Raw genomic sequence first — 18,715 nt, forward strand, 5'->3', positions numbered from 1 at the left:
ATATGCTGTGACAGAAACGCAAAAGTGCAAGCCGAGGATAGCATGGCTCCGAAGATTCAGAAATCCGATGCAGAATGGCGACAGCAACTGTCACCCGAAGCCTATCACGTCACCCGCGAGGGCGGAACCGAGCGGCCGTTTTCCCATGAGGGCTTTCCCAAGGGGCCGGGGCATTATGTCTGCGTTGGCTGTGGCGCGCAGTTGTTTGACGGCGATCAGAAATTCGAAAGCCATTGCGGCTGGCCCAGTTTTTCAAAGGCGGGCGGTGCCATTGATGAACATAGCGACACCACCCACGGCATGAGGCGCACCGAAGTCCGTTGTCATGATTGCGACGCGCATCTGGGTCATGTCTTTCCCGATGGCCCGCCACCGACGGGCCTGCGCTATTGCATCAACGGCGTGGCGCTGCGCTTTGAGCCGGAAACGGATGCGGGCGCCTAGTCGGCATCCCTGATCGGTTTCGTGGGCGGCGCCGCGGTGTCGCCCAGGATACCCTCGATATACAGCCGCTTGGTCAGCACGATGATCACCAGAACCATCGGTGTGGCCAAGAGGATGCCGGCAAAGCCGAACATGCTGCCAAAGGCCACGATGCCCATCACCGTCAGCACCGGCGGCAGGTCCGAGGCATATTTCTGGATCAGCGGCAGCAGCACATTGCCCTCGAACTGTTGCACGAAGATGAACAGCAGCAACACATAGACCGCCATGTCAAAGCCCTGCGTCAGCCCGAACAGCACGGCCGGCGCGCCCGACAGGAACGGGCCGACATAGGGGATGATATTGGTCAGCCCCGCGATCAGCCCCAGCACCATCGCCAAGGGCATTCCCAGCAGCCAGAGCCCGAACCCGGTCATCAGCGCGACGGCGACCATGTCCACGGCCTGACCCGCCATCCAGCGGCCAAGCGAGGTGCCCAACTCATCCGAGATGAACCGCGCCTGCGGGCGATAGGGGATCGGCACCAGACGCAGCGCGCCATTGCGGTATTCCGGCCCGTCCAGCGCCAGAAAGATCGCGATGGTGATCATCAGCACCAGATTGGCGACGCCGCCAAAGACGCTGGTGATCGTGCCGGTGAGGAACCCGAAGATCTGCGGCAGGCCGTTCGTGGCACTGGCCGCGGGCGCATTTTCGGTGTCCAGCTGACGCTCGATAAAGTTTCCAAGGCTGCTGTTGTCCAGCCAGTTGGTGACTTGCTCCCACGCTGCGGGCAGGCCGTTTAACAGCTGTGTGAACTGCGCGCCGATGGCCGGGCCGATGCTTTGCGCCAGAATGACCATGACAATGACGATCAGCACCACCGTCAGCAGAATTCCCAGCTTTATATTGATCTTGAGCAGCCGGTGCAGCAGCCGTCCGCCACCGCGCAGCGCGATCGCGACAAGGATGGCGGCAAAGCTCATCAGGATCAGTCCCTTCCAGGACCAGAGCGCCGCCAGCAATATGGCGATGCCGAAAAAGGTCAGGATGGCGGCCAGAGGGACCGGTCGCAGCGGTGCCAGCGGTCCATGGGCCACATGCCCGTCAGATGGGCCATGAGACGCTTGATCCGATGTCGATTTCTGCGGGGCGGCATTGTCTGTTTCGTTCATTGGCGACCTCCGGCACAACTAGGGCGAATATGCCCGTCTCGCTAACGCACCAATATCACGGCATCGTGTCTGATGTCAGTGTCAAAGCACAGGGGCATCTGTCCTCGGCGGTTTGCCTATCGCTCGGGCGCGGCTTGCCCAAGCTGGCCAAGCCTGTTAACCGGGCGCGAATTTTCTCGGGTTCCGCCGCATGGTGGCCCCTTATGACAGGATCCAAGACATGGCGACCGAACGCACGCTTTCCATCATCAAACCCGATGCGACCACCCGCAACCTGACCGGCAAGATCAACGCCAAGTTCGAGGATGCCGGCCTGCGCATCGTCGCCCAAAAGCGCATCCACCTGACCCCGGCACAGGCGGGTCAGTTCTATATCGTCCACAAGGATCGCCCCTTCTTTGGCGAACTGACCGAATTCATGGCCTCGGCCCCGGTCGTCGTGCAGGTGCTGGAAGGCGAAGGCGCCATTGCCAAGAACCGCGAAGTGATGGGCGCAACCAACCCCGCCGACGCAGCCCCCGGCACCATCCGCAAGGAATTCGCGGAATCGGTCGGTGAGAACTCGGTCCACGGCTCGGACGCCCCGGAAACCGCAGCGGAAGAAATCGCCTTTTTCTTCAGCGGCCTGGAACTGGTCGGCTAAGCAATCTCAGCAATTTACGGGAAAGGGGGCCGCGAGGCCCCTTTTTCTATGGCGCACGGCGCGACTCGCCCCGGCCATCAGCGCCTTGGCCCATTAAGTGCGCCATCGCATGTGGCAGCTTACATATGATCGCATCCGATGTCGCGATCATATGCGGGCAGGGCCATTCCACAGTAGCGCGCGCGATTCTTTCGCGCTATGCTGTCAGTTAGATCCGGGAAAACCGGACGAATGAGAGGCAGTGAAGGCGGTACTCCCATGACCGAGATGGTCTTTGGCACCACGTCCGTAAGGGCGGGTGATCCGATTCTTCCACGTTGGTGGCGGACGGTAGATAAATGGTCCCTGGCCTGTGTGCTGGGACTTTTCGCGATGGGCTTGCTTTTGGGCTTGGCGGCGTCAGTGCCGCTGGCTGAAAAGAACGGGTTGCCGCGATTTTATTATGTGCAGCGTCAGGCGATCATGGGCGGTTTCGCTATCGTCGTGATGCTGGTGATCTCGATGCTGTCGCCGCGGCAGGTGCGCAGGCTGGGTGTGCTGGGGTTCCTGTGCGCCTTTGTCGCGATTCTCGCGCTGCCGGTGATCGGCACCGATTTCGGCAAGGGTGCCACCCGCTGGCTGTCCATCGCCGGCATGTCGGTGCAGCCCTCGGAATTTCTCAAGCCCGGCTTTGTCGCACTCTGCGCCTGGTTCATGGCCTCCAGCCAGGAGGTCGGTGGTCCGCCGGGCAAGATCTATTCGTTCTTCGCGGCCTCGATCATCGTCGTGCTGCTGGCATTGCAGCCTGATTTCGGCCAGGCCTCGCTGGTGCTGTTCTCCTGGGGCGTGATGTATTTCGTCGCCGGCGCGTCGATGGTGCTGCTGGTCCTTGTGGCCGCGCTGACCGTGTGCGGCGGCGTCTTTGCCTATGGCGCCTCTGAACACTTCGCCCGCCGCATCGACGGGTTCCTGTCACCCGAGGTCGATCCGCGCACCCAGTTGGGCTATGCCACCAATGCCATCCAGGAGGGTGGCTTCTTCGGCGTGGGCGTCGGCGAAGGCACCGTCAAATGGTCGCTGCCTGACGCGCATACCGATTTCATCATCGCCGTGGCAGCCGAGGAATACGGGCTGATCATGGTGCTGGCGATCATCACGCTTTACTGCGTCATCGTCACCCGTTCCCTGTTGCGCCTGCTCAAGGAAAGCGACCCGTTCGTCCGCATCGCGGGCACCGGCCTTGCCTGCGCCTTTGGCGTACAGGCGCTGATCAACATGGGCGTCGCGGTGCGCCTGCTGCCGGCAAAGGGAATGACCTTGCCGTTCGTCAGCTATGGCGGCTCATCCGTCATCGCGTCTGGTATCGCCATGGGCATGCTCCTGGCGCTGACCCGCACCCGCCCGCGCGGCGAGATCGCCGAAATCCTGCGCAGGGCAGGTCGCTGATGGCTGAACGACTGGCCCTGATCGCGGCCGGCGGTACGGGCGGACATATGTTTCCCGCGCAGGCACTGGCCGAGGTCTTGCTGGCCGAGGGTTGGCGTGTGCGCCTGTCCACCGATGATCGTGGCGCGCGCTATGCCACCGGCTTTCCCGAGGCGGTCGAGCGCAGCGTCGTATCCTCTGCGACAACCGCGCGCGGCGGGCTGGCGGGCAAGCTGGCAGCGCCATTCAGGATTGCTGCGGGCGTGCTGGCCGCGCGCAAAAGCTTTCGTACAGACCGCCCCGATATCGTTGTGGGCTTCGGCGGCTATCCGACCATACCGGCGATGGCCGCGGCGCTGACAAGCCGCGTGCCGCGGATGATCCATGAACAAAACGGGGTAATGGGCCGGGTCAACACGGCCTTTGCCCGCCGCGTCGATGCGGTCGCCTGCGGCACATGGCCGACCGAATTGCCCGATGGGGTCGACGGCGTCCACACCGGCAACCCGGTCCGCGCCACCGTGCGCGACCGCGCCGCTGCGCCCTATGTGCCGCCCGGCGCGGGGCCGATCCATATCACCATCATCGGCGGCTCACAGGGGGCGCGCGTTCTCTCGGATATCGTGCCCGCGGCGATTGCCGATCTGCCCGCCGATCTGCGGCCCCGGCTGCGCATTGCCCATCAGGCCCGCAAAGAGGATCACGACCGGGTGGTCGCCGCCTATTCACAGGCCGGTGTCACCGCCGAGGTCCGTCACTTCTTTGACGACGTGCCCGAGCGGTTCGCGCGTTCGCAGCTGATCGTGGCGCGCTCGGGCGCCTCGACCATCGCTGATCTGACGGTCATCGGCCGTCCCTCTATCCTGATCCCGCTGCCGACCGCGACCGGCGATCACCAGACCGCCAATGCGCGCCCTCTGGCCGATGCCGATGCCGCGCTGATGCTGCCGGAATCGGTGCTTGACGGCGAAAGCCTGACGCGCGACATGCTTTCGATCATTTCCGATCCCGCCCGCGCGTCCCGCATGGCCGCCGCCGCCCTTTCGCTTGGCCGCCCCGACGCGGCCCGCCGCCTGTATGATCTCGTCACGGAGTTGTCCGCATGAATGCCGCCGCCGCAACCAAGCTGCCCATGGAACTGGGTCCCATTCATTTCGTCGGCATCGGCGGCATCGGCATGTCGGGCATCGCCGAAGTGCTGCTGACCCTCGGCTACCGCGTGCAGGGCAGCGATCTGAAACGCTCGAAAATCACCGACCGGCTGGAAAAGCTGGGCGCGACCGTGTTCGAGGGCCAGCGCGCCGAAAACATCGGCGAGGCAGGCGTGGTCGTCATCTCGACCGCGATCAAGAAGGGCAACCCGGAACTGGAAGAGGCGCGCCGCAGCGGCCTGCCCGTCGTGCGCCGCGCGGAAATGCTGGCCGAACTGATGCGGATGAAATCCAACATTGCCATCGGCGGCACCCACGGCAAGACCACCACCACCACCATGGTCGCCACGCTGCTGGATGCGGGCGGCATCGATCCGACCGTCATCAATGGCGGCGTGATCCATGCTTACGGGTCCAACGCACGCGCGGGCGAGGGCGAATGGATGGTCGTCGAGGCCGACGAATCCGATGGCAGCTTCAACCGCCTGCCCGCCGATATCGCCATCGTCACCAATATCGACCCCGAGCATATGGAGCATTGGGGCGATTTCGACGCGCTGCGCAAGGGTTTCTATGATTTCGCCTCCGGCATCCCGTTTTACGGCCTCGCCGTCTGCTGCACCGATCATGCCGAGGTTCAGGCGCTGGTCGGCAAGCTGACCGACCGCCGCGTGGTGACCTTTGGCTTCAACGCGCAGGCCGATGTGCGCGCGTTGAACCTGACCTATGAGGACGGCATCGCGCATTTCGACGTGGCGTTGCAGGGCGAAGGCCCCACCGAAAACGGCGATATCGAGATGATCGAAGGCTGCACCCTGCCGATGCCCGGCGATCACAACGTCTCGAACGCGCTGGCCGCCATTGCCGTCGCCCGTCATCTGGGCATGAAAAAGACCGAGATCCGCGAGGCGCTGGCCAATTTCGGTGGCGTCGGTCGCCGCTTTACGCGCGTGGGCGAGGTGAACGGCGTCACCATCATCGACGATTACGGCCACCACCCGGTGGAAATTGCCGCCGTGCTGAAAGCCGCGCGGCAATCGACCAGAGGCCGCGTGATCGCCGTGCACCAGCCGCACCGCTATAGCCGCCTGTCCAGCCTGTTCGAGGATTTCTGCACCTGTTTCAACGAGGCCGATGTCGTCGGCATCACCGATATCTATGCGGCTGGCGAAGACCCCATTCCGGGCGCGGGCCGCGACGATCTGGTCGCGGGCCTGATTGCCCACGGCCACCGCCACGCCCGCGCGGTGATCGACGAAGAGGATCTGGCCCGGCTGGTGCGCGAACAGGCCCGGCCCGGCGATATGGTCGTCTGCCTCGGTGCGGGCACCATCAGCGCCTGGGCCAATGGGCTGCCCGAGCGCCTGCAAGGAAAGGCCGCGTGATGCTGGATGCCGCCCAAGGCGCATTGGTGCTGGCGGCCCTTTGGCTGATCGTGGCGCTGTTTGCGCCGCTGATTTTTCCGCGCCGTGGCACGGTGGCGGTCTGGACGCTGATCGCGGTGGGCATCCCGGTGCTGGGCTGGCTGACGCTGCATTGGGGGCCTATGGCCGGGGTCAGTGCCCTGGCGGCTGGCGCCGTGCTGATCTCATCGCCGCCCCTGGCCCGCCGCCCGCGCGCGCCCGAACGGAGCCCGGCCGAATGAGCCCCTGGCCCATTGCGCTGGCCTGCCTGCTGGGTGCGATCTTCATCGCCGGCTGGTGCTCCATGCGCCGCCTCTGGTGGCCCTATATGGTGCTGGCAGTCCTGACTGCGGTGATCGCGCTGCAACTCTTTTACGCCTTCCGCGGCCATGCCGGTTACCACGACCTGTCCGCCCTGACCGCGATGAAAGCCACCGTCATGCCGGCGCTTGTCGGCACAGCCATCGGCACCCTTGCGGGCGAGCGTCTGGGCACCGGCCTCAACTGGCGCAGCTGGCAAGGGGCGGTAGCGCTGATCGCGCTGGCCGTGGCGTTGGGCGCGGTGGTGCGGGCGTTGTTGATCTAGGCGCGTTCGCCGGTTGCTCTGACGCGCCAAACGGGCAATTCTGCGCGAATGAGTGATCTGCCGAAAATCCACGACGACGACTCGCTGAGAGCATGGCTTGAAACGCGCCCGCCCGAGGACGCCGTCATCATCGCCCACCGCGTCGCGATGCGCGTCACACCGATCTGGTGCGCAGAGATGGGGGAAGGATGGGCGCGGCAAAGTGAATTGACGGCTATACTGATTGCGCGGTTGAATCTGACCTCTGGGGTTGCGTGCAAATATCCAACCCCAGAGGTCACCCGCGCCGCCGACTCCGCCTTCGTTGCCGCCTTCGCCGCCAACGCCGCCGACTCCGCCTTCTCCGCCGCCAACGCCGCCGACTCCGCCTTCTCCGCCGCCAACGCCGCCGACTCCGCCTTCTCCGCCGCCAACGCCGCCGACTCCGACTCCGCCTTCGCCGCCGCCGCCCGCTCCGCCGCCGCCGCCCGCTCCGCCGCCGCCGACTCCGCCCGCTTCGCCGCCGCCGCCAACGCCGCCCGCGCCGCTTTTTGGACGCAAATCGAGCAGGATGCTCACGCAGTTCTGGCAGAGACTGACCTGCTTGCAGCACCCTTGTGGCAACAGGAAAACCCGCTTGCCCAGATATGGCAAACCGCGCAACCTGTCCTGCGTGAAAGCCCCGGCGGCGCGTTCTGGATCGACTGGTATCAACGCACCCTCGACGGTCGCCCGCAGAATTGGCCGCTGCTGCGCGATGTTGCGCTGATCGACAATGCGCTGTGGGACGAGGGCGGCGAGGCGCTGGATCGGGAAATCAAGCGTTTGGTTGCCACACATCGGTCGGGCGATGGGACGGCGCTTTCTCGTGCCTCGCCGGTCGATTTTGATTTCGATGAACATTTGCAACAGATGCAAATCGTCGGCTTTGCTGAGGATGTCGCGCATCTTGACGATCCGGCAGCGGTTGCGGCTTTTTCTGCCGACGCTGAAGAATTGCAAGAGGGGTTGCAGGACTTTCTGGATTTCGCGGCAGATGCAGGGCGAAGCTCGAACCAAGCCTTTCGCAGCGCGCTGGCGGCAGAAAAGCTGTTGAAAGAGTTGGGCCGCTGCAACGATGCCGAATCCATTCGTGCCCGTCGACTGATCATGCTGGGCAAGACATTTGCTGATATGGCCCTTGACGATCACGAGCGCGCAAGGCTTGGCGAGGCGCTGACAAACATGATGGATAGTCAGGTTAGCCTGCTGCGCACGATCTACCGCAAACATCTGGCCCTGGCGTTGGAACGGCTGCGGCCCTTGATGACGCTAGAACTAGGTGAGCAGGATCCCGACGAACTGTTGGCCGCCGCAGAGAAGCTGGCGGAAATGCTGGAGAACGCCGACAATAGAGAGTTGGCCCGTTTGTCGCCCGAGGCCCGCGCCGTGATCGAAGACTTCGTGGACGAACTTCGCCAACAGCGAGGTGCACTTGGCGACGCCTCCTCGCCCGAAAGAGAAGCGGCGTTGAGTAAGAGGTTTGCCGAAGCCTACGGCGCTGTCGCGGTGGCTTATGGTCGCTTACTCGAAAAAGGTAAGCCGCATGTTGAACGTGCCAGCGAAGGCGTTGATTGGGTGATCAGGCAATACAAGCGCTGGGATAGCTTGGATAAGATTGCAGATACGATCAAGGATTGTTCCTGCTATTGATCCAATGCCCGCTTAACCCGCCAGCGATGTGGCCAGCAGCAGCCAGAGCGGCAGGCTTAGTGCCGAGAGGACGGTTTGCCAGGTGAAGGTGTCGGCGTAGAACTCGGCGTCTCCGCCCATTTGCCGCGCCAGGATATAGCCGACCGAGGCGCCGGGTGCGGCGGTCAGCAGCAGGCCCGAGGCGATCTGGTTGCCGGGCAGTTGCATGGCCAGTGCCAGCAGCAGGAACAAGAGCGGGCAGACCAGCAGGCGCAGGCTGACGGCGATCCACAAGGCGGCGTCGGTTTGCCACAGCCGGCGCAGCTCGATCCCCGCGCCGACGGTCAAGAGGCCCACGGCAAGCGCGCCCTGGCCCAGCCAGTCCAGCGGTGCCAGCACGGCGGCTGGCAGCACGGTGCCCGACAGGTTGAGGATCAGCCCTGCCGCGCAGCCAAGGACCAGCGGGTTGCGGATGATCTCGGCGGTGATGCGGCGGCTGACCTGGGCGCGGGTCGGCTTGGTGGCGCCCGGTGTTTCAGGCGGAAACGCCGTCAGCGCGACGATGGCGCTGATGTTGAAGGCGGGGATCAGAAAGGCCATCGCAACCGCCAGATCGCTGACCGCAGCCGGCCCCAGCCCCTGCGCCGCGACCGCCAGCACCAGCAGCGAGTTGAACCGCATCGCAGACTGAAAGAACGAGGTCAGCCGCGGGTTCGACAGCCGCAACGGACGGCGCAGCGCAAATGCGGTCAGCCCGATGGCCAGAAAGGCCAGCGACACGGCCAGCACATAGGGACCGACCCGGCCAAGCGACAGGTCCGAGCGATAGATCGAGGTCAGCAGGATGGCAGGGAACATCAGGCGAAAGCCCAACTGCTCGACCCCCGGCCAGTTCTGCGGCGCAATGATGTTCGCGCGCCGTGCGGCGTAGCCAAGGGCCACCAATGCGATGACAGGCAGGATCGACAGGGCGGCTTGCATCGTGGTCTCTTGCTTGGGTTGGCCGTGGCTTCACTGCCATTGTGTTAGCGACAGGCGCCCGCAAGGAAAAGCCGCCATCTCACCCCGGCAGGGCGAGCCACAGCCAAAACGGAATGGTCAGCGCGGACAGGACGGTCTGCCAGGTCAGGATGTCTGCGTAAAGCTCGGCGTCGCCGTTCATCTGCCGGGCCATGATATAGCCGTTTGCGGCCGCCGGAACCGCCATTGCCAGCGTGCCTGCGACCAGGGCATCAGTGCCCAGCCCGACCAGTTTGCCGGCGATCAGAAACAGCCCCGGCATCCCGATCAGCCGCAACCCGACCCCGGCCCAAAGCACCGGCGCGATGCTCAGCAGCCTGCGCGGCTGGATCGCGGCGCCCACCGCCATGATCCCGACGGCCAGTGCCGCGCGCCCGATCATCTCCAGCGCCTGCATGACCGCATCTGGCAGCGGATTGCCCGCAAGATTCAGCGCAATGCCGATCAGACAGCCCTGCACCAAGGGGTTTCGCAGCACCTCGGCGGCAATCTGCGCAGCCGTGCGCTGCTGCGGGCCGTAGGCGGCGAGAATGATGATATTGGCGACGTTGATCGTGGGGATCATCACCGCCATCCCGACCGAGATCAGCGTGATCCCCTGCGACCCCGTCAGCAGCGCCGCGATGGCCAGCGCGATAAAGCCGTTCCATCGTGTCACCGCCTGAAACAGGCTGGTAAACTGCGGATTTGGCAGGCGCTCAGGCGGCAGCAGCCAGCGCATCGCCATCAGCGCCAGAACCGCCAGCGCCAGCACGCCCAGCAGCGTCAGGCCAAACCGGCCGATTGTGTCGCGGCCCAGATCGGCGGGCGCAATGGCCGAGATCAGCATGGCGGGGAACAGCAGGCGATAGGCCAGTCTCTCGACCCCCGACCACGCGTCGCGCGGCACCAGCCCGCCCGCACGGACAGCATAGCCTGTCGCGATGACCAGTATGACAGGCAGAACGGCAGAGATAATCGGCATCCGGGTCTTCTTGCAGCGCGGCTGCGGCCACGATAAACCCCGGCTCAAGCGAAAGGAAACCCCATGTCGATCACTCAAGACGAGGCCCGCAAGGTCGCGCATCTGGCGCGGATCAAGGTCGAGGATGAGGCGCTGCCCGCGCTGGCGGCCGAGTTGAACAACATCCTGCATTTCATGGAGCAACTGAACGAGGTCGACGTCGAGGGGATCGAGCCGATGACGGGTGTCACGTCCATGCGCCTGAAGCGCCGCGAGGATGTGGTGACGACGGGCGAGATGGCCGACAAGATCCTGCACAACGCCCCCGACGCGCGTGAGGGCTTTTTCGCGGTGCCGAAGGTGGTGGAATGAGCGATCTGAACAAACTGACCATCGCCGAGGCGCGCGACGCGCTGGCCAAGGGCGACGTGACCTCGGTTGATCTGACCGAGGCCTGCCTTGGCGCTGTCGAAGCCGCCGGCGCGCTGAATGCCTTTGTCCACAAGACGCCCGACATGGCCCGCGACATGGCCCGCGCAGCCGATGAACGCATCAAGGCAGGCAACGCCGTGCCGATGACGGGGATCCCGCTTGGAATCAAGGATCTGTTCTGCACCACAGGCGTGGAATCGCAGGCGGCCAGCCGCATTCTGGACGGGTTCCGCCCGGAATATGAATCGACCGTGACCCAGAACCTCTGGGATGCGGGCGCAGTGATGCTGGGCAAGCTGAACATGGACGAATTCGCCATGGGCTCGTCGAACGAGACCAGCACTTATGGCAATGCGGTCAATCCGTGGAAGGGCAAGGATGGCGCTGAACTGACGCCGGGTGGATCGTCGGGTGGGTCCTCTGCCGCAGTGGCAGCCGATCTGTGTCTGGCTGCGACCGGCACCGATACCGGCGGCTCGATCCGCCAGCCCGCGGCCTTCACCGGCACGGTCGGGCTAAAGCCGACCTATGGCCGGGTCAGCCGCTGGGGCACGATTGCCTTTGCCAGCAGTCTGGATCAGGCCGGGCCCATGACCAAGACCGTGCGCGACGCGGCGATCATGCTGGGCGCGATGGCCTCGGTCGACGACAAGGACTCGACCAGCGCCGATATCCCGGTGCCCGATTTCGAGGCTGCGCTGACCGGCGACATTCGCGGCAAAAAGATCGGTATCCCGCGTGAATACCGCATCGACGGCATTCCCGATGAAATCGACGCATTGTGGCGGCAGGGTGCCGAGATGCTGCGTGATGCCGGCGCAGAGATCGTCGATATCAGCCTGCCGCATACCAAATACGCGCTGCCGGCCTATTACGTCATTGCACCGGCAGAGGCATCGTCGAACCTGGCGCGCTATGACGGCGTGCGCTATGGCCGCCGCGCCAAGCTGGGGCAGGGCGACGGCATCAACGATATGTACGAAAAGACCCGCGCCGAGGGCTTTGGCCCCGAGGTACAGCGCCGCGTGATGATCGGCACCTATGTGCTGTCGGCAGGGTTTTACGATGCCTACTACAACCGCGCCCGCAAGGTGCGTGCGCTGATCAAGCGCGACTTCGATCAGGTTTACGCCGATGGGGTCGATGCGATCCTGACGCCGGCCACCCCGTCCAGCGCCTTTGCGCTGGGTTCGATGGCCAAGGCCGACCCGGTCGAGATGTATCTCAACGACGTGTTTACCGTGACGGTGAACCTTGCCGGTCTGCCGGGTATCTCGGTGCCCGTCGGGCTGGACGGGCAGGGGCTGCCTTTGGGCCTGCAACTGATCGGACGGCCCTTTGACGAGGGCGAATTGCTGAACGTCGCGCAGGTCATGGAAGGTGCTGCGGGATTTGTGGCCAAGCCGGATCGCTGGTGGTAGGCTGCCCGGCAAAGGGACAGGATCGGGAACGGTATGATGCATAAGATGGTGTTGGTCGGTTTGCTGGCCCTGGCGGGCTGCAATGAGCATCAGGGCGGCAATCCCAATTACCAGATGAGCGACAGCCGCTATGGCCAGTATCTGCGCGACCGCGAGGTTGCTCTGATGACCGGCTCGCAGCCGCCCGCGACCATTCCCGTCGCCCTGCCCGCCGAGGCGCCGACCGCGGCCCAGATCAAGGGCCCGACGCTGATGCAGATCATCGGCGCGAATTATCGCAGCCAGGTCGCCTCGGCGCAGGGTGGCGGCACCGATGTTCCGACCGAGGGCTTGCCGGTGGTGACATCCGGCCCCTATCCGGGCTCGACCCCGGTTCTGGTGCGCTATGCCTTTGCCGCACAGCACGCGCCGGGAACGACGGTCTGGGCGCGTCAGGGTGGCTCGACCGCGACGGCGGCACGGCAATGCGTGACCCATCCTGATGCGGCAGCGGCGCAGACGGCGTTTCTGTCACTGGGTGGACCAGAGCGCGATCCCAGGGGCATGGACCCCGATGGTGATGGCTTTGTCTGTGGCTGGGATCCCGCGCCTTATCGGCAAGACCAACTGTGATCCTGCGCAAGGGCAGCGTCGAGGGTCAGCAGATCTTCGGCTCGGCACCGCGGACCGAGGAACGGTTTGGCGACGTGGCGGGGCTGAAAATTCTGGGCGTCAATATCGTGACGCTGGCGCCGGGTGAACACTCGGCGCAGAAACATTGGCATTCGGGCAGTGATGAATTCATCATGGTGCTGGAAGGCATGGCCACCGTGATCGAGGATGACGCGGCGACCCAGATCGGCCCCGGCGATATGGCGCTGTGGCCCGCGGCCAGCGAAATCGGTCATCAGATCGTCAATCGCAGTCAGGCGCCGCTGCGCTATCTTTGTGCCGGGACCAACCCGGATGCGGAAACCGTGCGCTATCCCGATCAGGGCGAAACGCTGCACTGGATCAGGCCGGACTGGCATGTGCAGGGCGATGACGGCACCGTCCGGCGTCGCGGGACGGAATGAGCGCCGCCTATCCGTCGCCCAATCATGGCGACCGGCGCGGGCATTCTGTCGAACTGATCGTGTTGCACTATACCGCAATGCAGGATGGGCCGTCAGCCCGCGATCGCCTGTGTGATCCCGATGCAGAGGTTTCGGCGCATTGGCTGGTCCATGAGGACGGCAGCCCCGAAGCACTGGTCCCCGAGGATCGCCGCGCATGGCATGCCGGTGCGGGGTCGTGGCAGGGCCGCGAGGATGTGAATTCGCGCAGCATCGGGATCGAGATCGTCAATCCCGGCGACCACCCCTTTCCCATGGTCCAGATGGACGCGGTGGTTACGCTGGTCCGCGAGATTGCCGCCAGACACGGGCTTGGCCCTGCAGCAGTGATCGGCCATTCCGACATGGCACCCGGACGCAAATCCGACCCCGGCCCGCGCTTTGACTGGGGGCGTCTGGCACGCGAAGGGCTGGCCCTTGCGGCCGGTCAGGGCGAGGATCGCCCGCTTTGCGACAGTCTCGACGCCATCGGTTATCCCGCTGCTGATCCCGACACCCGGCTTGCGGCCTTTCGGTTGCGGTTCCGGTCCTGGGGGCGCGGCCCGGAAACAGAGGCCGATCGTCGCGCTGCCGCCTCGCTGGCTAAGCAGCAGGATGCTGCCGCCGTGCCTGCCGCGCGGGGATCCGGGTCAGAATGAGCGGGCAGGACATGGATCCTGATATGCGACAGGCAGATGGGGCCTGCCATTGTGGGGCGGTCAGGTTCCAGGTGCAGTTCAGCGACGGGCTGCGAACCGCACGGCGCTGCGATTGCAGTTTTTGCCGGATGCGCGGCGCGGTTGCGGTCAGTGCCCCGCTGGATGGGTTGATCATCACCCAGGGCCAGGACGATCTGACGCTGTATCGGTTCGGGACAAAATCCGCCCGGCATTATTTCTGCCGTCATTGCGGCATCTACACGCATCATCGCCGCCGCTCGAACCCCAGCCAGTTGGGGATCAATGTCGCATGCCTTGAGGGCGTGAGCCCGTTCGACTTTGCCAGGGTTCCGGTGATGGACGGACACAATCACCCCAGGGATGGCGGCGGCGGTGTGGTGGGGGCGCTGACTTATCTGCCCGCAGGGTAAATTCCTTGGTATGACCGCCATTGACCCGGCAGCGCATCCCGGCCATATGCCCCTTGCGCGGATGGCCGGATGACCGCGTGGGTGCGTGCACTCGCGAGGAAAGTCCGGACTCCACAAGGCATCGGTGCCGGGTAACGCCCGGCGGGGGAAACCCCAGGGAAAGCGCCACAGAGAACAGACCGCCCGCCCTGCGGCGGGTAAGGGTGAAACGGTGGGGTAAGAGCCCACCGGGGGGCTGGTAACAGACCCCGCATGGCAAGCCCCACCGGGAGCAATGCCGAATAGGGACCTTGTGCCCCGGCAACGGGGCAGGGCGGCCTTGCCTGAAAGGTCCGGGTTGGCAGCTAGATCCCGTCAGCAATGGCGGGCCCAGAGGAATGGTCATCCAGAGGGGGCAACCCCTTGGACAAAATCCGGCTTACAGGCCATCCGCGCGCTTGGCACCGGTGAAGGGGCAAGGGGCAAGGGGCAATATCGCCCGCTTGCCCCTGTATCCGCAGCGCCAGCCGTCAGGTCAGACGACGCAGCCTGCCCCTTCCGTCGCCAGCCCGGCATTGTTGCGGAAGAACGCGAACATCTCGCGGCCCATGCCCTCGGCATTGGCGCTGAGGTCGGCCTGCGCCGGTTTGCGAACGTCGAAATCATCGGCCAGACAATCGATCGTTCCCATGGTCGCATCCAGCCGGATCACGTCGCCATCGCGCACCCGCGCCAGCGGTCCGCCGACCGAGGCCTCGGGTGAGATATGGATCGCTGCCGGCACCTTGCCAGATGCGCCCGACATGCGGCCATCGGTGAGCAAAGCGACCTTGAGCCCGCGATCCTGCAAGACGGCCAGCATCGGGGTCAGTGAATGCAGTTCCGGCATCCCGTTGGCGCGCGGCCCCTGAAAACGGACCACAACGATGGTGTCTTCGGTGAATTCACCCGCCTGAAACGCGGTCTTGACCTGATACTGGTCGGTAAAGACGCGGGCCTTGGCCTCGATGATGTGGCGTTCGGCGGCGACGGCGCTGACCTTGATCACGCCACGCCCCAGATTGCCCTCTAGCTGCTTGAGACCGCCGGTCTGGGCAAAGGGATCGCTGGCGGGGCGCAGGATCTTGTCGTTCAGCGTCTCGCGCGCACCGTCCTCCCAACGCACCCGTTCGCCATCCAGCTTGGGCTCGGCGGTGTAGCGTTCCAGCCCGTCGCCGACGATGGTCTTGACGTCAGGATGCAGCAGGCCTGCCTCGAGCAACTGTCCGATCATATAGCCAAGACCGCCAGCGGCGTGGAAATGGTTCACATCGGCCAGACCATTGGGATAGACGCGCGCCATCAGCGGCACGGATTCGGAAATGTCGTGGAAATCCTCGATATCCAGCAGCACGCCCGCCGCCCGCGCCATGGCGGGCAGGTGCAACACCAGATTGGTCGATCCGCCAGTGGCCATCAGCCCGACCATGCCGTTGACGAATGCCTTTTCATCCAGGATTTCGCCCGCCGGACGATAGTCATTGCCCATCCGGGTGATCGCGGCGGCGCGTTCGACGGCACTGACGGTCAGCGCGTCACGCAGCGGCGTGTTGGGGTTGACGAAGCTGGAACCGGGCAGGTGCAGGCCCATGAACTCCATCAGCATCTGGTTGGTATTGGCGGTGCCGTAGAAGGTGCAGGTGCCCGCGCCGTGATAGCTGGCCATCTCGGCCTTCATCAATTCGTCGCGCCCGACCTCGCCGGTGGCAAATTGCTGGCGGACCTTGGATTTTTCGTCATTGGGCAGACCCGAGGGCATCGGGCCCGCAGGCACGAAGACGGCGGGGATATGGCCGAACGTGGCCGCGGCGATGATCAGGCCCGGCACGATCTTGTCGCAAACGCCCAGATACATGGCTGCGTCGAAACAGTCATGCGACAGTGCTACACCGGATGCCAGGGCGATCACATCGCGCGAGAACAGCGACAGCTCCATCCCCGGACGGCCCTGCGTGACGCCATCGCACATGGCAGGCACGCCGCCCGCGACCTGCACGGTGGCGCCGGCCTGTTTGCCGGCCCGGCGGATCAGCGCGGGGTAGGATTCGAAGGGCTGATGCGCCGACAGCATGTCATTATAGGCGGTGACGATGCCGATATTGGGCATGCGCGTATGGGCCATGTCATCCTTGTCATCCATCGCCGCATAGGCATGGGCCTGGTTGCCGCAGGACAGATGTGCGCGGCGCGGACCCTCCTCGGCGGCGCGGGCGATCTTTTGCAGATAATGTGCCCGGCTATCGGCGCTGCGCTCACGGATACGGTCGGTCACACGGGAAATCGTTGCATTGAGGGTCATGCTGGCCTCCTGAGGGTTTGGATCTGGTATACAGTGTTAGCGATAACGCATCAAGTAGATGGACGGCGCAGGCCGCTCTGATGGTGCGATTTGAATGGATATTTATATGAAGAAGAAAGTGAGCGCGCTTGTTCCTGCCCACGCGCCATGTCAGATCGGCGGCGAAAGGAATATTTCATGTCCGACCTACCCGTTATCCGGCTGCGGCCGAAATCCAAGCCGCAGGCGATTCGCCACGGTTTCCCCTGGGTTTTCGCCGATGAGGTGGTCGCCGATCGCCGCACGCGCGCGATCCCGCGCGGCAGTTTTGCGGTGCTGGAGGATGCCGAGCGGCGGCCCTTGGCGCTGGTGACGGTGAACCCGGACAGCAAGATCATCGGGCGGGTGATGGATGCTGATCCGCAAGCCGTGATCGATGGTCAATGGCTGCGCACGCGGCTGACCCGCGCGCTGGCCATGCGCGAGCGGCTGTATGACGCGCCGTACTACCGTCTGGTGCATGCCGAGGCGGATGGCTTGCCCGGTCTGATCATCGACCGATTTGGCGATGCGGCTGTGATGCAGCCCAATGCGGCCTGGGCGGATGGAATGGCGGCTGAAATAGCAGAGGCGCTGGTCGATGTGGCGGGCGTCAGCACCGTGATCCTGAACGGTCAGGGGCGTACGCGCGGCCTCGAGGGGCTGGACGAACGCATGGAGGTGCTGCGCGGCACCGCGCCCGGGGCGCCGTTGCAGGTGCCGATGAATGGCGCGACCTATCTGGCCGATCTGATGGGCGGGCAAAAAACCGGGCTGTTTCTGGACCAGCGGCCGAACCATGCGTTTGTGCAGCGTCTGGCCAAGGATGCGCGGGTGTTGGATGTGTTTTCCCATGTGGGTGGTTTCGGGCTGTCTGCGCTGGCAGCCGGTGCCAGTCACGCAACCTGTGTAGATGGCAGCGCGGCGGCGCTGGAACTGGCCAAGGGCGGTGCCGAGGCGATGGGCATGACCGAACAGATGACCATCATCCAGTCCGATGCCTTCAAGGCGATGGAGCAACTGGCCGAAGAGGGCGCGCAATTTGACGTGGTGGTTTGCGATCCGCCAGCCTTTGCCCCATCCAAACCGACGCTGGAGGCGGGGTTGCGCGCTTATGAACGTGTGGCCAAGCTGGCCGCGCCGTTGGTGGCGCCGGGCGGCTATCTGGCCCTGTGTTCTTGTTCCCATGCTGTCGATCTGAGCGCCTTTCGCAATGTCAGTGCGCGCGGGATCGGGCGCGGCGGGCGGCGCGGGCAGTTGATCCATTCGGGGCAGTCCGGTCCTGATCACCCGACTTTGCCGCAATTGGCCGAGACCGGCTATCTCAAGGCGCTGTTCTTTCGGCTGGACGGATGAAGGCGGCTCTGGACGCCAATGTCCTTTATCCGACCGTCCTGCGCGAGATCCTGACCGATATCGCGGCGGCGGGCCTCTACCAGCCTGTCTGGTCGCAGCGCATTCTGGATGAGTGGCGCCATGTTGCCACGCGCCACGGCGCCGATCAGGCCTTGGTTGCGGGGGCCGAGATCGCCTTGCTGATCGACCGCTTTCCCGATGCGCTGGCCGATGGTTGGGGCAACCGCACCGCCGGTCTGGATCTGCCCGATCCCGCCGATGCCCATGTGATCGAAGCCGCGCTGAATGGCGGAGCGGATCGGATCGTGACCGCGAACTTGCGCGATTTCCCCAGACCCGCCATGTCGGCGGTCGGTTTGCGGGCGGTTCATCCCGATGTTTTTCTGACCGATCTCTGGGCGAAAGACCCTGATCCGGTCGCAGAGGCCGCGCGTGCCGCACATGCCAAAGCCGAGCGGATTGGCGGTGCGATGTCATTCAAGGCCTTGATGAAGCGCGCGCGACTGCCCAGACTGGTGCGGGCGATAATGCGTGATGCGGGTTGATGTTAACGCTAACGCGAGATAAGACGCGGGCAAAGAAATAACCTGCGACGCAAAGGAGGCTGAGC

General features: G+C 64.5%; 20 protein-coding genes and 1 other RNA gene. 17 read left to right on the forward strand and 4 right to left on the reverse strand.

Translation table 11 applies throughout. The annotated features are described in order from the left end of the window. Nucleotides 1-42 precede the first annotated feature (42 nt). Nucleotides 43-444 carry a peptide-methionine (R)-S-oxide reductase MsrB gene (msrB, locus tag CUV01_RS12095; protein WP_101460702.1) on the forward strand — a complete coding sequence of 134 codons (402 nt, stop codon included), beginning with the start codon at nucleotides 43-45 and terminating at the stop codon, nucleotides 442-444. Here msrB and CUV01_RS12100 read toward each other — a convergent pair. After that, nucleotides 441-1,598: an AI-2E family transporter gene (locus CUV01_RS12100; RefSeq protein WP_101460703.1), complete on the reverse strand. Its 1,158-nt coding sequence runs from the start codon at nucleotides 1,596-1,598 to the stop codon at nucleotides 441-443. The two genes, msrB and CUV01_RS12100, sit on opposite strands and share 4 nt — an antisense overlap. 220 nt (nucleotides 1,599-1,818) lie before the next feature. On the opposite strand from CUV01_RS12100, the gene ndk reads away from it, so the two are divergent. The 7 genes from ndk to CUV01_RS12130 all read left to right on the forward strand — a co-directional run bounded on the left by ndk (nucleotide 1,819) and on the right by CUV01_RS12130 (nucleotide 8,456). Further along, the gene (ndk, locus tag CUV01_RS12105; protein WP_101462057.1) at nucleotides 1,819-2,241 is read left to right on the forward strand and encodes a nucleoside-diphosphate kinase; all 423 of its coding nucleotides are present in this window, start codon (nucleotides 1,819-1,821) and stop codon (nucleotides 2,239-2,241) included. Nucleotides 2,242-2,499: 258 nt separating this feature from the next. Further along, complete coding sequence (locus tag CUV01_RS12110) at nucleotides 2,500-3,666, forward strand: peptidoglycan glycosyltransferase FtsW (RefSeq protein WP_101460704.1); 1,167 nt, start codon at nucleotides 2,500-2,502, stop codon at nucleotides 3,664-3,666. Further along, a complete protein-coding gene (gene murG, locus CUV01_RS12115; RefSeq protein ID WP_101460705.1) occupies nucleotides 3,666-4,751 on the forward strand; it encodes an undecaprenyldiphospho-muramoylpentapeptide beta-N-acetylglucosaminyltransferase in 1,086 nt (361 codons plus the stop codon). Before CUV01_RS12110 ends, murG begins: the two co-directional genes overlap by 1 nt. Further along, the gene (gene murC / locus CUV01_RS12120) at nucleotides 4,748-6,181 is read left to right on the forward strand and encodes a UDP-N-acetylmuramate--L-alanine ligase (protein WP_101460706.1); all 1,434 of its coding nucleotides are present in this window, start codon (nucleotides 4,748-4,750) and stop codon (nucleotides 6,179-6,181) included. The genes murG and murC overlap by 4 nt, the downstream gene beginning before the upstream one ends. Further along, nucleotides 6,181-6,441, forward strand: a complete 261-nt coding sequence (locus tag CUV01_RS19650) for a DUF2484 family protein (RefSeq protein ID WP_157994844.1) — start codon at nucleotides 6,181-6,183, stop codon at nucleotides 6,439-6,441. Before murC ends, CUV01_RS19650 begins: the two co-directional genes overlap by 1 nt. Then, nucleotides 6,438-6,785, forward strand: coding sequence for a hypothetical protein (locus CUV01_RS19655; RefSeq protein ID WP_157994845.1), 348 nt, complete (start codon nucleotides 6,438-6,440; stop codon nucleotides 6,783-6,785). Before CUV01_RS19650 ends, CUV01_RS19655 begins: the two co-directional genes overlap by 4 nt. A gap of 48 nt (nucleotides 6,786-6,833) precedes the next feature. After that, a complete protein-coding gene (locus tag CUV01_RS12130) occupies nucleotides 6,834-8,456 on the forward strand; it encodes a hypothetical protein (protein ID WP_157994846.1) in 1,623 nt (540 codons plus the stop codon). A 12-nt stretch (nucleotides 8,457-8,468) separates the two neighbouring features. Here CUV01_RS12130 and CUV01_RS12135 read toward each other — a convergent pair whose 3' ends face one another. Continuing rightward, on the reverse strand, nucleotides 8,469-9,416 hold the full coding sequence (locus CUV01_RS12135) for an AEC family transporter (RefSeq protein ID WP_101460708.1): 948 nt from the start codon (nucleotides 9,414-9,416) through the stop codon (nucleotides 8,469-8,471). Nucleotides 9,417-9,495: 79 nt separating this feature from the next. After that, complete coding sequence (locus CUV01_RS12140; RefSeq protein WP_157994847.1) at nucleotides 9,496-10,419, reverse strand: AEC family transporter; 924 nt, start codon at nucleotides 10,417-10,419, stop codon at nucleotides 9,496-9,498. Between the two features lie 63 nt (nucleotides 10,420-10,482). Between CUV01_RS12140 and gatC the strand changes: the two genes are divergently transcribed. The 7 genes from gatC (at nucleotide 10,483) to rnpB (ending at nucleotide 14,851) form a co-directional block, all read left to right on the forward strand. After that, entirely contained in the window at nucleotides 10,483-10,770 is a 288-nt protein-coding gene (gatC, locus tag CUV01_RS12145) for an Asp-tRNA(Asn)/Glu-tRNA(Gln) amidotransferase subunit GatC (protein WP_101462058.1), read from the forward strand. Then, nucleotides 10,767-12,251: an Asp-tRNA(Asn)/Glu-tRNA(Gln) amidotransferase subunit GatA gene (gatA, locus tag CUV01_RS12150; protein ID WP_101460710.1), complete on the forward strand. Its 1,485-nt coding sequence runs from the start codon at nucleotides 10,767-10,769 to the stop codon at nucleotides 12,249-12,251. The genes gatC and gatA overlap by 4 nt, the downstream gene beginning before the upstream one ends. 33 nt (nucleotides 12,252-12,284) lie before the next feature. Next, the gene (locus CUV01_RS12155) at nucleotides 12,285-12,863 is read left to right on the forward strand and encodes a hypothetical protein (RefSeq protein ID WP_101460711.1); all 579 of its coding nucleotides are present in this window, start codon (nucleotides 12,285-12,287) and stop codon (nucleotides 12,861-12,863) included. After that, on the forward strand, nucleotides 12,860-13,306 hold the full coding sequence (locus CUV01_RS12160; RefSeq protein WP_157994848.1) for a cupin domain-containing protein: 447 nt from the start codon (nucleotides 12,860-12,862) through the stop codon (nucleotides 13,304-13,306). The genes CUV01_RS12155 and CUV01_RS12160 overlap by 4 nt, the downstream gene beginning before the upstream one ends. Continuing rightward, nucleotides 13,303-13,983: an N-acetylmuramoyl-L-alanine amidase gene (locus CUV01_RS12165; RefSeq protein ID WP_101460713.1), complete on the forward strand. Its 681-nt coding sequence runs from the start codon at nucleotides 13,303-13,305 to the stop codon at nucleotides 13,981-13,983. Before CUV01_RS12160 ends, CUV01_RS12165 begins: the two co-directional genes overlap by 4 nt. Next, the gene (locus CUV01_RS12170; protein ID WP_232962208.1) at nucleotides 13,980-14,414 is read left to right on the forward strand and encodes a GFA family protein; all 435 of its coding nucleotides are present in this window, start codon (nucleotides 13,980-13,982) and stop codon (nucleotides 14,412-14,414) included. Before CUV01_RS12165 ends, CUV01_RS12170 begins: the two co-directional genes overlap by 4 nt. 57 nt (nucleotides 14,415-14,471) lie before the next feature. Further along, nucleotides 14,472-14,851: RNase P RNA component class A (gene rnpB, locus CUV01_RS12175), an RNA gene on the forward strand. Between the two features lie 77 nt (nucleotides 14,852-14,928). On the opposite strand, the gene edd is transcribed toward rnpB, so the two are convergent. After that, a complete protein-coding gene (edd, locus tag CUV01_RS12180) occupies nucleotides 14,929-16,731 on the reverse strand; it encodes a phosphogluconate dehydratase (protein WP_101460714.1) in 1,803 nt (600 codons plus the stop codon). A gap of 177 nt (nucleotides 16,732-16,908) precedes the next feature. Between edd and CUV01_RS12185 the strand changes: the two genes are divergently transcribed. Next, on the forward strand, nucleotides 16,909-18,105 hold the full coding sequence (locus tag CUV01_RS12185; protein ID WP_101462060.1) for an RSP_2647 family RNA methyltransferase: 1,197 nt from the start codon (nucleotides 16,909-16,911) through the stop codon (nucleotides 18,103-18,105). Beyond that, on the forward strand, nucleotides 18,102-18,650 hold the full coding sequence (locus tag CUV01_RS12190; RefSeq protein WP_101460715.1) for an RSP_2648 family PIN domain-containing protein: 549 nt from the start codon (nucleotides 18,102-18,104) through the stop codon (nucleotides 18,648-18,650). The genes CUV01_RS12185 and CUV01_RS12190 overlap by 4 nt, the downstream gene beginning before the upstream one ends. Nucleotides 18,651-18,715: the final 65 nt, after the last annotated feature.

Origin of the sequence: Paracoccus tegillarcae, assembly GCF_002847305.1 — a bacterium.
Taxonomy (GTDB): domain Bacteria; phylum Pseudomonadota; class Alphaproteobacteria; order Rhodobacterales; family Rhodobacteraceae; genus Paracoccus; species Paracoccus tegillarcae.